The sequence below is a fragment of the Hahella sp. NBU794 genome (genome assembly GCF_050749805.1).
In the GTDB taxonomy this organism is placed as follows: Bacteria; Pseudomonadota; Gammaproteobacteria; order Pseudomonadales; family Oleiphilaceae; genus Hahella.
The window spans coordinates 5066435-5081225 of record NZ_CP192738.1 but is presented as its reverse complement, the minus strand read 5'-3'; the positions used below and the strand labels follow the sequence as shown (position 1 = coordinate 5081225).

The window sequence follows — 14791 nt, the reverse complement described above, 5'->3', positions numbered from 1 at the left end:
GGTGAAGCCCGGCCGTTGCTCGTTTTATTGTAGGGAAAGTGGCGTTTCTCCCAATATCGGTGTGAATTCTGAGGGTATTTTGTTAATTCGCTGCAATTTACTCGGCGGAGCTGTTAAAATTTCGCCGCCTTCAACTTTGAATCTGAGTGACAGTAGTCCGTGAGTAAACTCAACCATATTAGAAATTTTTCTATCATTGCCCACATCGACCATGGCAAGTCCACTTTGGCTGACCGCTTTATTCAATATTGCGGCGGTTTGTCTGATCGGGAAATGTCCGAACAGGTGCTCGACTCCATGGATATCGAGCGAGAGCGGGGCATTACCATCAAGGCGCAGAGCGTAACGCTCTATTACGACGCAAAAGATGGCTCCCGTTATCAGCTGAATTTTATCGATACTCCCGGACACGTGGACTTCTCATACGAAGTATCTCGTTCTTTGGCCGCCTGTGAAGGCGCTTTGCTGGTGGTCGACGCCGCGCAAGGCGTTGAAGCACAGTCCGTGGCGAACTGTTACACCGCCATCGAAATGGGGCTGGAAGTTATTCCCATTCTGAACAAGATGGACCTGCCGCAGGCGGAACCAGCGCGTGTGCGCCATGAAATTGAAGAGATCATCGGCATTGACGCCGCCGGCGCCGTGGAAGCCAGCGCCAAAGCTGGTATGGGCATCCAGGAGAGTCTGGAGCAAATCGTTCAGTTAGTGCCGCCTCCTGAAGGCGATCCGGATGCGCCGTTGCAAGCCCTTATTATCGACTCCTGGTTTGATAACTATCTGGGCGTTGTGTCTTTGGTGAGGGTTAAAAACGGAACGCTGAACAAAGGCGATAAAATACTGATCAAGTCGACCAAGACCCAGGAACTGGTGACTTCAATCGGCGTATTCACCCCGAAGCGTACGGAGACCGGCTGCCTGAAGGCGGGAGAAGTGGGATATGTCATCGCTGGCATTAAAGATATCCACGGAGCTCCCGTCGGTGACACCATTACACTGGCGAAAACGCCGGATGTAGCTTCTTTGCCTGGGTTCAAACGTGTGCAGCCTCAGGTATACGCGGGCGTATTCCCCGTCAGTTCTGACGACTACGAAGACTTCCGTGATGCGTTGGACAAGTTGACGCTCAACGATGCGTCATTATTTTTCGAGCCCGAAACGTCTGACGCTTTGGGATTCGGTTTCCGTTGCGGCTTCCTGGGGATGCTGCATATGGAAATTATCCAGGAGCGCTTGGAGCGGGAATACGACCTGGATTTGATCACTACTGCGCCGACGGTAGTCTACGAAGTCCTGACCAAAAAGAACGAAGTCATTAAAGTCGATAACCCTTCCAGGCTGCCGGACCCTGGTTTTATCGAGGAAATGCGCGAGCCTATCGTTGAGGCTCATATTCTTGTGCCGCAGACTTACCTTGGCAACGTCATCGCTCTGTGTGTGGAGAAGCGCGGCGTGCAGAAGAATATGCAGTTCCTGGGGAACCAGGTAGCACTATCCTATGAATTGCCGATGGGAGAAGTCGTACTGGACTTCTTTGATCGACTTAAGTCAGTAAGCCGCGGCTATGCGTCTTTGGACTACCACTTTGTTCGTTTCCAAGCTGCTAACCTGGTGCGTCTGGATATTCTGATCAATGGCGATAAAGTCGATGCATTGGCGCTTATTGTTCACCGCGATAACTCCGCCTCGCGTGGCCGCCTGCTGACGGAAAAAATGAAAGAGCTGATTCCGCGTCAAATGTTCGATGTGGCGATTCAGGCGGCTATCGGTGGACAGATTGTATCCAGAACTACCGTTAAAGCGTTACGCAAGAACGTATTGGCCAAATGCTATGGCGGCGACGTTTCACGGAAGAAAAAGCTGTTGCAGAAGCAGAAAGAAGGTAAGAAGCGGATGAAGCAGGTGGGCAGCGTTGAAATTCCACAGGACGCGTTTCTCGCTGTGCTGAAGGTCGATAAATAAGCCAAATTGCGGACTGAAAGCAATAAATACAAACTGAATAGGACACACGATGGACTTTGATTTCTCTTTGATTCTGGTTGTACTGACCCTGGTCTCAGGTCTGATTTGGTTAGGCTTTTGGCTATTTGTTAAGGTCAGGACGCGTGGGGGAAGCAACGCGATGATCAAAGAGCCGATTGTGGTGGAGTATTCCCGGTCTTTCTTTCCTGTTCTGTTTTTGGTATTGGTGGTCCGCTCCTTTCTTATCGAGCCCTTCCAGATCCCGTCCCAATCCATGATGCCTACTCTGGAAGTGGGCGACTTTATCCTTGTTAATAAGTATTCCTATGGGCTGCGAGTTCCTGTTTTGGGGTATAAGTTCCTGGATTTGGGAGACCCTCAACGTGGAGATGTGATGGTGTTTCGCACTCCGGAAGACAACACTACCAACTATATCAAGCGTGTCGTGGGCGTTCCTGGCGATACAGTGGAATATAAAGACAAGCGGCTGACCATCAATGGGGAGCCTATTGATGAAAAGCTAATCGCCGCATTGCCCGCGGGCGCGCCCAGAGAGCTGTATTACGAGGAACAGTTGGGCGAGCAACTCCATCGCATCATAAAAGAAAACTACCCAAACACTGGGCATGAAGGCAAATGGGTTGTGCCGGAAGGCAAATATTTCATGATGGGCGACAACCGGGATCGCAGTAAAGATAGCCGTTATATCGGACTTGTGCCGGACGAAAATATCGTTGGTAGGGCATTCGCTATCTGGATGCACTGGGAAAAGTTTTTGTCATTGCCCTCTTTCTCACGAGTTGGTTCGATACAGTAAGTGCGCATTAGTGTAAAAACAGTGAGTTAACGTCTACTCTCTAAATAATATCGATTAATAAGAGGATGATAAGGAGTGAATATGCGCAAGAATCAACAGGGCGCTTCTGTTCTCGCAGTCTTGGTCTGGGTTGCTGTCGGGATTTCAGTTATTACCCTAGGCATTAAACTCATTCCTATCTATATCGATGATTTTGCTGTGAAATCATCATTAGAAGGCCTTAATAGAGAGGCTGACTTAGCGCGGTTGTCCAATCCAGAAATTTTGTCCAGGTTGGACAAGCATTTCATGGTCAATAATGTGCGTAATTTTGATAAGAATAGTATCAAGATTACGCGTGAGAATACCAAGATGCGCATAGACATAATTTATGAGCAGCGTACGAATATTATTAACAATATTGATGCCGTTGTTTCATTTAATCATCATTTGGAAGCCAATAATCAGTGACAGCTAAGCTGGAAAGACTGCAACGTGCGCTCGGATACACATTTAAAGAGCCTGCTTTGCTTACTTTGGCGCTCACCCACCGCAGCTTCGGTGGTCGTAATAATGAGCGCTTGGAATTTTTAGGGGACTCTGTCCTCAATTTTATTATCGCCGATTACCTCTTTGGTCGCTTTGAAGAAGCGCGGGAAGGGCAGTTGAGTCGTTTGCGCGCCAGAATGGTAAAAGGGGTGACTCTGGCTGAAATCGCCAGGGAATTTGATCTGGGTGAGTATCTGCGATTGGGGTCAGGGGAGATGAAGAGCGGCGGTTTTCGCCGGGAATCCATCCTGGCTGATGCGTTGGAGTCCATTATTGGCGCGATCTATCTGGACGCTGGTTTTGAAGTCTGCGCCGACAGGGTGCTGAACTGGTTTGAAACCCGTTTGCAGAAGCTTAACCTCAAGGATACTCAGAAAGACTCCAAGACACGTTTGCAGGAATATTTGCAGGCGCGTCAGCTTAATCTGCCACGCTACGAGGTTATTTCCGTACAGGGAGAAGCGCATGCCCAAACTTTCCATGTGCGGTGTGAAATAGACGGCCTGTCTGACCCGACAGAAGGGACTGGCGGCAGCCGGAGAGTGGCGGAGCAGAAAGCGGCGAAACAAGCATTGGTGGCGTTAGGAGTGGATCAGTGAGTATTGAAGTAAGTTCACAAGAAAATAGCCGCTGCGGTTATGTTGCGATTGTAGGTCGGCCGAACGTAGGCAAGTCCACCCTGTTGAACCATATACTGGGGCAGAAGATCAGTATTACCTCGAAGAAGCCGCAAACTACCCGGCATCAGATTTTAGGTATCAAGACAGAGGGTGACTACCAGGCTATTTATGTAGATACGCCAGGCTTGCACCAGTTGGACAAGAAAGCCCTTAATCGGGTGCTGAACAAAGCGTCCTCTTCAGCGATCAAAGATGCGGATGTGATAGTTTTTGTCGTTGATAGGAAGCGCTGGACAGAAGAAGACGACTACGTCTTGTCAAAAATCGCCAAGGTGAATCGTCCGCGCATTCTGGCGATCAATAAAGTGGACAAGCTGGAAAATAAAGACGATCTGCTGCCATTTATCGATAAAGTGCAGAAGATGTGCGAGTTTCAGCACATTATTCCACTTTCCGCTCTACGTGGACTGAATATTGATCGATTGGAAACTGTTATTAACGAAATGCTGCCGCAGGGGATTCATTTCTTCCCTGAAGATCAAATCACGGATCGTAGCGAACGTTTTATGGCGGTGGAAATTATTCGTGAAAAAGTCATGCGCCAGTTAGGCAACGAAGTGCCTTATGAAATTGCTGTAGAGATCGAGCAGTTTAAGCGTGAAGGCGCATTGCTGCGTATTAGCGCCCTGATCCTGGTGGAAAGAGAAGGTCAGAAAAAGATTGTCATCGGCCAGAAAGGGGAGCGAATCAAGCGGATTGGTTCCGATGCGCGTAAGGACATGGAAAAGTTGTTTGAAAGCAAAGTCATGTTGGAAACCTGGGTAAAAGTGAAGTCTGGCTGGAGCGATAACGAGCGCGCTCTGCAAAGCCTGGGTTACGACGACCGCTAACGGAAATATCGGCCGCTATGCACCGGGTTTTGCTGCAAGCCGCCTATGTGCTGCATAGTCGGCCGTATCGCGAAAGCAGCCAGATTGTCGATCTGCTTACCGAAGCTGATGGTAAAGCTTCGGCTGTTATGAAAGGTGGCGGTCGCAGGAAAGGAGCTCCAAACACACTCCAGCCTTTTACTGAACTGGAGATTGAACTGGGAGGGCGTGGCGAACTCAAATCCCTCATTCGTTGCGAGACCACTAACCTCCGTTATCCTCTGGCGGGGGCTGCTCTGTATGCTGGCCTTTATCTCAATGAGTTGTTGCTGAAGCTGCTGCAGCCATTGGAAAGCAGCCGAGACGTTTTTAACGCTTATAAATCAAGCCTGACATTTTTGTCGCTTCCCCAAACGAATCTTGAGCCCGGATTACGGGAGTTAGAGTTTACGCTGCTGAATGAGCTGGGTTTTGGCGTGGATTTTTGTGTGGAGAGCGCGACAGGGGATGTTGTGAAAAGTAATATTGCTTATCACTTTTCCCTTACTGAAGGCGTTAGCCGAACGCCAGAACCATACTCAATTGTGATAGAGGGGCGTCATCTGCTTGCAATGGCTGAGCGGGACTGGTCTGTTCCTGGGAGTCTCGCCGCCGCCAAGAAGCTGACGCGTCGCTGCCTGGATGAACTGTTAGGCGGTCGTCCGCTGCACTCCCGGGAGCTGATGCGCAGTTACCTTAAACTAACTAAGGGCTAACCGCCGCCGAAGTCAGGTACTGCGAAATCCCGGCCTCGCTAGGATTGAGGCGCTGACTGAGTTTGATACTCCCTGAACTCCGTTTGCCAGTCATTTCTGTCTGACCAGTAAAGCACTCTTTCTATCTCTTCAAAGAGCGCGGAAACAGCCGTTTCCAGTGGCTCTACGTCGCGCTTGATCTGCCCTTCCAGCTCCGCTGCGGCGTTGCGTAGCAAGGGGACTCCGCAGTAGCGCGTCGCGCCATGCAGGCGGTGAACACGCTCCAGCAGCTCAGACCTGTCCTGTTGCTCCCAGGCGCTTTCAATAGACTTGCGCTCTTCCGGTAGATTCTCAAGCAGCATGGAAAATAACTCTTCCGCTAGTCCTTTTTTACCTCCAGCAAGCGTGACGCAATTGCGAATATCCACACATGGCTCGGTGGCGGCTTTCACTGACGGTTTTATCTTGCCGGGCTCTCGCACAGGCTGTTGTGTCAACAGTGGTTGCGGGGACAGCTGGAAGCCGGTTCTGCGCTCTATAATGCGCTGCAGTTCATCTTCATTAGTGGGTTTTGTGAGGTAGTCGTCAAAGCCGCTCTGTAACAGCTGTTTGCGCTCTTCTGACATCGCGTGCGCGGTGAGGGCGATGATCGGCGTGCGTCGCTTGCCTGCCTCAAACTCACGAATCTTGATTGTGGTTTCCACTCCGTCCATTCCAGGCATTTGTACGTCCATGAAAATTACGTCAAAGCGCTTCTGCTTGGCTTTGGTGAGTGCTTCGTAGCCGCTCATGGCGGTTTCCACCACGGCTCCCAGGTCCAACAGAAAGGCTTCCACCAGTTTGAGGTTGGCGAGGTTGTCATCAACCGCTAATACCAACGGCTTGCGGCCGCTGGTGGCGTTCAGTTGCTTGATGGATATTGCTGATGGGGCTTCCTCTTCTTCAGAACGTCCTTCAATCAGCCAGCTAAGCGCATTCGCCAGCCGTCGCTGTGACGCCGGCTTGATCAGGAACGTTGAGGCGTCAGTCAATATTGGCGGCTCTTCGTTGCCGGTGTCGATGGTGGGGGTCAGTATTAGCGTGCGGCAGTCGAGTTTATATTCCAGCTTGCGCACGGTCTGCAAGTACGAGTTGGAACGCAAGTGGTGGCGGGTCAGGCCAATAATCGCGACGGCGAAGCCTTCGCCTTTGCGTTGAGCCTCTTCCACCTTATCCGCCAGATCTTTGATGTTGTCCACCTGCGTGACATTGGAGCCCCACTTGTTAAGCGTATGCTCCACCGCCAGTCCGGTTTTTTTCTGGTGTTCAAGATAGATGACTCGCTCGCCCTCGAACAAGCGGTGGTTAAGCTCATTGTCCGGTTGGTTGGGGGCGATTTCAACAGGAAGCTCGATCCAGAATGTCGACCCTTTGCCCAGTTCGCTCTCTACTCCGATCTGACCGCCCATTTGCTCGGTCAGGCGCCTGGAAATAACCAGACCAAGACCCGTGCCGCCAAAACGCCTTGCCGTTGACGCATCCGCCTGACTGAATGCGCTGAAGAGCGTCTGCTGCTGAACGCGAGAGAGTCCTACGCCGCTGTCTGTGACCGTGATCTTGATGAGCGAGCGCTCGTCGGACTCGTCCTCCAGCATGACGCGCACCACCACTTCGCCGCTTTGAGTGAATTTAATACCGTTGTTGACCAGATTGGTGACGATCTGTTTGATGCGCAGCGGATCGCCCATGATGTGGCTGGGAACATCGGAATAGACGAGTCCCGCCAGATCCAGATTTTTCTCGTGTGCGCCGGGGGCGAGCATGGTGAGAACGTCTTCCACGATTTCCTGAAGGTTGACGGTGGTGTTGTCCAGCACCAGCTTGCCAGCCTCGATTTTTGAGAAGTCGAGGATGTCGTTGATGATCGTCAGCAGGATCTCGGACGACTTCAGGATGGTGTTGAGCTGGTCCCGTTGCTGTGGTCCCAGATTGGATTTCAGAAGAAGATGCGTGAACCCGATGATGCCGTTAAGCGGTGTGCGGATTTCATGGGACATGTTGGCGAGAAACTCGGACTTCACCCGACTGGCTTCGATCGCTTCTTTGCGGGCCATGTCCAATTCAATATTCTGGATTTCTATAGTTTCCAGAGTCTCTCTCAGGTCTTCCGTGGCTTGATCTATATTCTGCTGCATCTCACTGCGGGCCTTGGCGAGAGCTTCCGCCATGGAGTTGATGCCGTCCTGCAGTAAAGCCAGCTCGGGACTTGCTTCTATATAAACACGGGTGTCCAGCTTGCCTTCTTTTATACGAGTAAGCGCTTGCGCCACTTGAGATAGCGGCGAGGTAAGGTCGCGACTTAAACGCAACGCCAGGATAGTGCAGACAATAATCGCGCTGAACACGGCGCTGACAGCAAAGAGAATGGTCCGATATTTGGCGACCTGTGTCGGCGCTCGGGAGACTTCAATGACCGCCCAGCCCAAAATGTTGTCCTGCAGACCATTGGTGGTTTCAGATTCCTGTAAGTTGGCGTCTTCGCTCAGGCTAAGGTCTTGTAAGGTGACCGGCGCGGTGAAGCGCAGCACATCCTCGCTGGAATAAATCGTAAGCTGAGTAGATAAGCTGGCGGGGATTGTATGCTCTTCCTGAATGCGCGGACCGGCATGGGCTAGTATCTGACGCTGGCGTCCGTAAATCGAGACTGAACGAATGTCTTTCTCTTCCAGTACGGCGTTGGTTAACCCAATCAATTGACGACGGTTTCCGGTGAAAACGCCATACTCTGCAGCGTTTGCGAGGTGGCGGGCGGAGTCGGAGCCGCGCTCCAGAAGCACGTCGCTAAGATCGTCCAGGCGTGTAAATACAAAGGCTGCGGACAGCGTGAACGCAATAGTGAGCGATGGCGCCAAGGTCAATAAGATGACCTTTACTTTTATTCCCCAACGTTTCATGCAGGGGCCCTTCGGCGGCTTGTAGAGGAGGCGCGGATAAACGGCATATTATGGTATTTATGATATAAAGTGATTTTTATATTAAAAAAGAATATATCGCCACTCTCAGATTATTGCTTATCATGGCCGATGTTCGGCCAATATCAAGTCCGAACGCGGCTATCGACGGAAATGGTTCGATGGCGTAACAGGGACCGGATTTTTGCTCAGGCGACGTCGAGTCATTGTCACAGCGCCGCCGCAGCGGACAAGGACATTTCCGATTCTACAGCTAATTGATTGAATTTAAAAAGAAGCGAACGTTAAAGATGTCATACCCCACGATTGAATCCTACGTTGGAAACACACCGCTTGTTCGATTGCAGAGACTGCCCGGCGACACCAGTAACGTCATTCTGGCGAAACTTGAAGGGAATAATCCAGCGGGATCAGTCAAAGACCGTCCCGCCATGAGCATGATTCAGGAGGCGGAAAATCGGGGCGACATCCGGCCTGGCGATACGTTGATTGAGGCGACCAGCGGCAATACCGGGATTGCTCTGGCTATGGCTGCAGCGATCAAAGGTTACCGTATGGTCCTGATCATGCCTGCGCATATGAGTGAAGAGCGCCGCGCCGCAATGACCGCCTATGGTGCGGAAATCATCTCGGTATCCAAAGAAGAGGGGATGGAAGGCGCACGTGACCTTGCCAAGCAAATGGAGTCAGAAGGAAAAGGCAAGGTGCTGGATCAGTTCGCTAACCCGGATAACCCCCTGGCGCACTACAAGACGACGGGCCCGGAAATCTGGCGGCAAACTGATGGCGCTATTACTCACTTCGTCAGCTCCATGGGGACCACCGGCACCATCATGGGGACCTCTCGCTACCTCAAAGAGCGCAATCCGGAGATTCAGATTGTCGGCCTGCAGCCTGCTGATGGCGCATCTATTCCCGGTATTCGTCGCTGGCCGGAAGCGTATCTGCCCAAAATATACCAGCCTGAGTCCGTGGATCTGGTTTTGGATATCGCTCAGCAGGAAGCCGAAGAGACAATGCGCGCGCTGGCCCGGGAAGAGGGGATCTTCTGTGGCGTATCTTCCGGCGGCGCCATCGCTGGAGCGTTGCGAATTTCCTGTGAGGTTGAAAATGCGGTGATCGTCGCCATTATCTGTGATCGGGGCGACCGCTACCTGTCTACCGGCGTATTCCGCGGCTAAAGCGGTCGCGCCGGAGCGCGACGCCAAAGCCCTTATATCTGTTGCGGGAGGCCGCTATAATGGCCGGCTTTTTATCCAGATCGGCCCCATAGCCCAGGTTTATAAGCATGTCTCGTCGTAGAAAGAAGTTACCCCAAGAGTCCATTACCTGCGAAATTGAATCTCTCAGTCACGAAGGGCGCGGCGTCTCCCATAAAGACGGCAAAACCCTGTTTGTCGAAGGCGCATTGCCTGGCGAAACTGTGACTGCGCGATATGTAAACAGTCGTCGCAGCTATGATGAGCTTGCTGTAGAAGAGGTGCTGACGCAGCATCCTCAACGCATTGAGCCTGACTGCCAATTCTCAAAACTATGCGGCGGCTGCAGCATGCAGCATGTTGATCTGGGCTTTCAGATCAACCACAAAGAGTCTGTGCTGCTGGATCACCTAAGACATTTTGGCGACCTGAAGCCTGAGCAGGTTGTTCCGCCTCTGGTGGGCGCGGGGCGCGGTTATCGCACAAAAGCAAGATTGGGCGTGCGTTATGTCGCCAAGCGCGATGAAGTCCTGGTCGGCTTCCGCGAGCGCTACAGTAATTTCCTGACCGCCATTGACGAATGCCCGATATTGATCGAGTCCGTTGGCGGCCGTATTCCTGAGCTGAAAGCGCTGATCCGAAGCCTCTCCGGCTATCAGCGCATTCCTCAGATCGAAGTGGCGGCGGGCGATGATGTTTGCGCCTTGGTGATTCGTCATATGGACCCGCTTACTGAAGATGATTTGCAAAAACTGATCGCTTTCTCCGAGCAAACCGGGTTGGCAATCTATTTGCAACCGAAAGGTCCCGATACTGTCGCCAAATTGTGGCCGAAAGATGGCCAGGAACTGCTCAGCTATCAACTGAGCGACTATGATTTGACGATGCAGTTCCATCCAATGGACTTTACTCAGGTCAATCGCGATATCAACCGTCGGATGTTGGCGCAGGCCCTGGAATGGCTGCAGCCGCAGGCGGGCGAGACTATCCTTGACCTGTTTTGCGGACTGGGTAACTTCACTCTGCCTATTGCCCGCTCGGCGGCGCATGTAGTGGGTGTAGAGGGTAGCGAGGATATGGTGCGTCGAGGCTACGCCAATGCGGAACTCAACGGCGTTGGCAACATAGAGTTTTATGCGGCGGACCTGCATCTTCCCTTGGCTCCGGTGAATGAGGCGAAGCATGCATGGCTGCACACTTATGACAAAGTTCTGCTGGACCCGCCGCGCTCTGGCGCGGAAGAGTTAGCGAAGCAAATGACCCGTTTTGGGGCGAAGCGAATTGTTTATGTGTCCTGTAACCCCGCTACTTTGGCGCGGGACGCCGGCATTCTGGCGGCGCAGGGATACAAGCTGATCAAGGCCGGGGTAATGGATATGTTCCCGCATACGGCCCATGTCGAGTCAATGGCCTTATTCGAGAAAGCGTAAGCCCGTTACTCAGAAAATAAGAGAGTCTGGCGAAAGGCGTCACTATGGTTAAAGTTCGCGAAGATTATCCTTTGGCTCAGGACGGGTCAGTTGATATCAACGGTTGGATTGACCGTTTACAGCAACAGGTTGAACTGGAGGATGTGGCGTCGTTTCGTCGCGCCTGCCTGCTGGCGAAAGAGATCGAATCAGAGGCGGTGCGCGCCGGAAATCTTTGGTCGGAAGGCTCCAGCAGCTTTCTGACCGGTTTGGAAATGACGCAGATTCTGTCAGAGCTGCAGCTGGATACGCCCAGCTTGATTGCGGCTGTGCTTTACCGCGCGGTGCGTGAAGGCAAGCTCTCCCTTGTCAGAGTGAACGAAGAGTTTGGCGAAGAAGTCTCCAAACTGATTGAAGGCGTTTCCCAGATGGCGGCGATTTCCAGCCTGCGTCATCCTATTCAGGGTAGCGTGCTGGGGCAGACCCAGACTCAGGTGGACAACATTCGCCGCATGCTTGTCACCATGATCGACGACGTGCGCGTGGCGTTGATTAAGCTGGCCGAGCGAACCTGCGCTATTCGAGACGTCAAAAACGCAGGGTCCGACAAACGCCACCGCGTCGCCAGAGAAGTTTTCGATATTTACGCGCCGTTGGCGCACCGCTTGGGGATTGGTTATCTGAAGTGGGAGCTGGAAGATTTGTCTTTCCGCTATCTGCATGAGACCGCCTATAAGAAGATCGCCAAGTTGCTGGACGAGCGCCGCCTGGATCGGCAGAAGTTTATTGAGGAGGCGCTCTCCGCTTTGCGTCAGGAGCTGGAAGCCAGTAGCATCAAAGCGGAGCTTTCCGGCCGTGCCAAGCACATTTACAGCATATGGCGCAAAATGCATCGCAAGGGGATCGACTTTTCGCAAGTCTATGATATCCGCGCCATTCGTATTCTGGTTCCCAGCATTCGCGACTGCTACTCCGCCTTAGGGGTGGTGCATGCGTTGTGGCGTCACATTCCCCATGAGTTTGACGACTATATCGCCAACCCGAAGCAAAACGGGTATCAATCTTTGCACACGGCAGTAGTGGGTCCTTCCGGGAAAATCATGGAAGTGCAGATCCGTACGCAAAAAATGCATGAAGAAGCGGAGCTGGGCGTCTGTGCGCATTGGCTATATAAAGGCACGGATACACAGCAGAAATCACACGGTTACGAGCAGAAAATCGCCTGGCTTCGGCAAGTGCTGGAGTGGCAGGACGAATTGGGAAGCAAGACTTCAGAGCTTGTTGATCAGTGGCGCAACGACATCGTCAGCGACCGCATCTACGTATTCACTCCAGACGGGCATGTTATTGATTTGCCAGCAGGATCGACGCCTATTGATTTCGCCTACAAGGTGCATACGGAAATCGGGCACGCTTGCCGGGGCGCCAAGATTCACGGCCGAATCGTACCGCTTAACTACAAGTTGAAAACCGGCGATCAGGTGCAGATTCTGACTTCGAACCAGGCTCGCCCCAGTCGCGACTGGCTTAACTCGGATCTGGGCTACGCCAATACTTCCAGGGCGCGGGCGAAAATCACCCATTGGTTTAAGTTGCAGGATCGCGATCAAAATGTCGAAGAAGGGCGCGATATCCTGCAAGGTGTGTTGAAACGCCTGTCATTGGAGCAGCTGGACTTCGACGATCTGGCGCAAAAAGTAAACTATCCTTCCGCGGAAGACATGTTCGCCGCTATCGGCGCCGGCGATCTCAAGCCGATGCAGGTGGCCCATACGGCGCAGAACATGTTGGAGCCGCGGGATGAGCAGTTGTCGCTGCACCTACGCACAGCGCAGGAAAGCGCTAAGTCTTCCGATGTTCACATCCGTGGCGTCGGTAACCTGATGACTCAGATGGCGAACTGCTGTAAGCCAGCTCCGGGCGACCCCATCGTCGGCTATATCACTATTGGCCGGGGTGTTTCCATTCACCGACAAGATTGCATCAATGCGCTGCAGCTACAGACGGTCGAACCCAATCGCATGATAGAAGTAAGTTGGGGCGATACCGAGTACACCTATCCTGTGGATGTGGTTATTAATGCTTATGACCGCCCCGGACTATTGCGGGATATCACCTTGTTGCTGGCGAATGAGAAGATCAACGTGACCGCCGCATTGACAAATACCGACAAGAATCAGAGTACCGCGGATATTCGTCTAACCGTGGAAGTAACTTCCATCGATGTATTGGGCCGCATGTTCGACCGTATTCGGAGGCTGCCCAACATTATCGATGCGCGCCGCGCCAAGCCGGGAGAAGGGTGATGAGCGAGAAAGACAAGAGCGTCCAATACACTCTGGAAGATCTTTTATATTTGATGCGCCGCCTGCGGGACCCGAAGGACGGTTGTCCCTGGGATTTGAAGCAGGACTTTGCATCCATCGTTCCGTTCACCATAGAGGAAACCTATGAAGTAGCGGATGCGATTGAGCGCGAAGATTGGCTGCACTTGCGTGATGAACTGGGGGATTTGCTGTTTCAGGCGGTTTTCTATTCACAACTGGCGCAAGAGAAAGACTTGTTTCAATGGCCGGATATTGTGGATGGCGTCGTGCGTAAACTGTTGCGCCGGCATCCTCATGTATTTCCCGATGGAACCCTGGAAAGCCGTTTGGCTCCAGGGGAAACTATCAGCGAAGAACAGATTAAGGCCAATTGGGAGCGTATTAAGCAGCAGGAACGAGAGCTGAAGAAGCAGGGCGAAGTGCAAGAGTCGACAGCGCCCTCAAGTGTATTGGCGGATATTCCCAACGCCATGCCTGCGCTGCAGCGAGCGCAAAAGCTGCAGAAGCGAGCATCGTTGCATGGCTTTGACTGGCCGGAAATCAACCCTGTTCTCGACAAGATCCATGAAGAAATAGATGAGCTACGCCACGAGCTGGCGGCGCCGGTTCTAGATCAGGATAAGCTGGAAGATGAGTTGGGAGATGTGCTTTTTTGCTGCGTGAATCTGGCGCGATTCGTTAAGGCTGATCCCGAGGCGGCTTTGCGCAGGGCTAACGCCAAATTCATCAGGCGCTTTTCTCGCATCGAGTCGCTACTGCAAGAGCAGGGCAAGACCCTGGACGACGCGTCGTTGCAGGAAATGGACTTGCTCTGGGATAAAGCTAAAGAAGAAGGCCTATAAAGCAAGATGCGCGCTGTCTGCGCGCATCTTTGAATACGGTTAGCTATTGGCCGCTTTCAGCTCTTGCTTGAGTAGGCTGATGTACTTCTTGCTCAACTGCAAAAATCTGGGCGTTGGGCCGACATCTTCGTACATGGGGTCGCCCATTTCATCTTCCGCCACTACTTTGACTCCCTGCACATAAGGAAAGCTGCTTTCCAGCTCATCCAGCGCGGCGGACAGGAGTTCGCTGATGATTTCTTCCTGACTGCGAAGTGGATACATTTCTGCAAGGGCTGCGACTCTGGCTGCATCTTCTATGCGCAGGCGCAGGGGATATTCCTTGTTCGTAAGGCGAACGTTAGCGGTGTTTTCCCAGTTTTGTACGAGAGCGTTAATTTTCATAAAGCGGCCTATGTAAAACAAACGACATCAATTTCAGTCTAGGAGGCCCCCAATAATCGGGCCATAAGAGCATGTACGTAGCGGCCTGAGAGGGCGGCCGAACATGACGCGGGCGGTTCCGCGGGGGTTATATTCAGTTTAGACCGTCTACG

Annotated in this window: 12 protein-coding genes; 10 read left to right on the top strand and 2 right to left on the bottom strand. The window is 52.4% G+C overall.

Annotated features, from left to right (window positions below):
• Nucleotides 1-159 precede the first annotated feature (159 nt).
• The 6 genes from lepA (at nt 160) to recO (ending at nt 5548) form a co-directional block, all read left to right on the top strand.
• The gene (lepA, locus tag ACQYWX_RS22150; RefSeq protein WP_431686373.1) at nt 160-1959 is read left to right on the top strand and encodes a translation elongation factor 4; all 1800 of its coding nucleotides are present in this window, start codon (nt 160-162) and stop codon (nt 1957-1959) included.
• Between the two features lie 49 nt (nt 1960-2008).
• Nucleotides 2009-2776 (top strand): signal peptidase I, encoded by a 768-nt coding sequence (gene lepB / locus ACQYWX_RS22145; protein WP_431686372.1) that lies wholly within the window; start codon nt 2009-2011, stop codon nt 2774-2776.
• Nucleotides 2777-2857: 81 nt separating this feature from the next.
• Nucleotides 2858-3226, top strand: coding sequence for a DUF4845 domain-containing protein (locus ACQYWX_RS22140; protein ID WP_216738484.1), 369 nt, complete (start codon nt 2858-2860; stop codon nt 3224-3226).
• Complete coding sequence (gene rnc, locus ACQYWX_RS22135; RefSeq protein ID WP_216738483.1) at nt 3223-3903, top strand: ribonuclease III; 681 nt, start codon at nt 3223-3225, stop codon at nt 3901-3903. The genes ACQYWX_RS22140 and rnc overlap by 4 nt, the downstream gene beginning before the upstream one ends.
• Nucleotides 3900-4814: a GTPase Era gene (era, locus tag ACQYWX_RS22130; RefSeq protein ID WP_216738482.1), complete on the top strand. Its 915-nt coding sequence runs from the start codon at nt 3900-3902 to the stop codon at nt 4812-4814. Before rnc ends, era begins: the two co-directional genes overlap by 4 nt.
• A 17-nt stretch (nt 4815-4831) precedes the next feature.
• Nucleotides 4832-5548: a DNA repair protein RecO gene (gene recO, locus ACQYWX_RS22125; RefSeq protein WP_431686371.1), complete on the top strand. Its 717-nt coding sequence runs from the start codon at nt 4832-4834 to the stop codon at nt 5546-5548.
• Between the two features lie 38 nt (nt 5549-5586).
• On the opposite strand, the gene ACQYWX_RS22120 is transcribed toward recO, so the two are convergent.
• Entirely contained in the window at nt 5587-8460 is a 2874-nt protein-coding gene (locus tag ACQYWX_RS22120; protein WP_431686370.1) for a response regulator, read from the bottom strand.
• A 308-nt stretch (nt 8461-8768) separates the two neighbouring features.
• Between ACQYWX_RS22120 and cysM the strand changes: the two genes are divergently transcribed.
• The 4 genes from cysM (at nt 8769) to mazG (ending at nt 14255) form a co-directional block, all read left to right on the top strand.
• Nucleotides 8769-9659 carry a cysteine synthase CysM gene (gene cysM, locus ACQYWX_RS22115; protein ID WP_431686369.1) on the top strand — a complete coding sequence of 297 codons (891 nt, stop codon included), beginning with the start codon at nt 8769-8771 and terminating at the stop codon, nt 9657-9659.
• 107 nt (nt 9660-9766) lie between these two features.
• On the top strand, nt 9767-11107 hold the full coding sequence (gene rlmD, locus ACQYWX_RS22110; protein WP_431686368.1) for a 23S rRNA (uracil(1939)-C(5))-methyltransferase RlmD: 1341 nt from the start codon (nt 9767-9769) through the stop codon (nt 11105-11107).
• Between the two features lie 44 nt (nt 11108-11151).
• Nucleotides 11152-13392, top strand: a complete 2241-nt coding sequence (gene relA / locus ACQYWX_RS22105) for a GTP diphosphokinase (RefSeq protein WP_431686367.1) — start codon at nt 11152-11154, stop codon at nt 13390-13392.
• Nucleotides 13392-14255 (top strand): nucleoside triphosphate pyrophosphohydrolase, encoded by an 864-nt coding sequence (gene mazG / locus ACQYWX_RS22100; RefSeq protein ID WP_431686366.1) that lies wholly within the window; start codon nt 13392-13394, stop codon nt 14253-14255. Before relA ends, mazG begins: the two co-directional genes overlap by 1 nt.
• Before the next feature lie 39 nt (nt 14256-14294).
• Here mazG and ACQYWX_RS22095 read toward each other — a convergent pair whose 3' ends face one another.
• Nucleotides 14295-14639, bottom strand: a complete 345-nt coding sequence (locus ACQYWX_RS22095; RefSeq protein WP_216738475.1) for a type 1 pili tip component — start codon at nt 14637-14639, stop codon at nt 14295-14297.
• Nucleotides 14640-14791 lie beyond the last annotated feature (152 nt).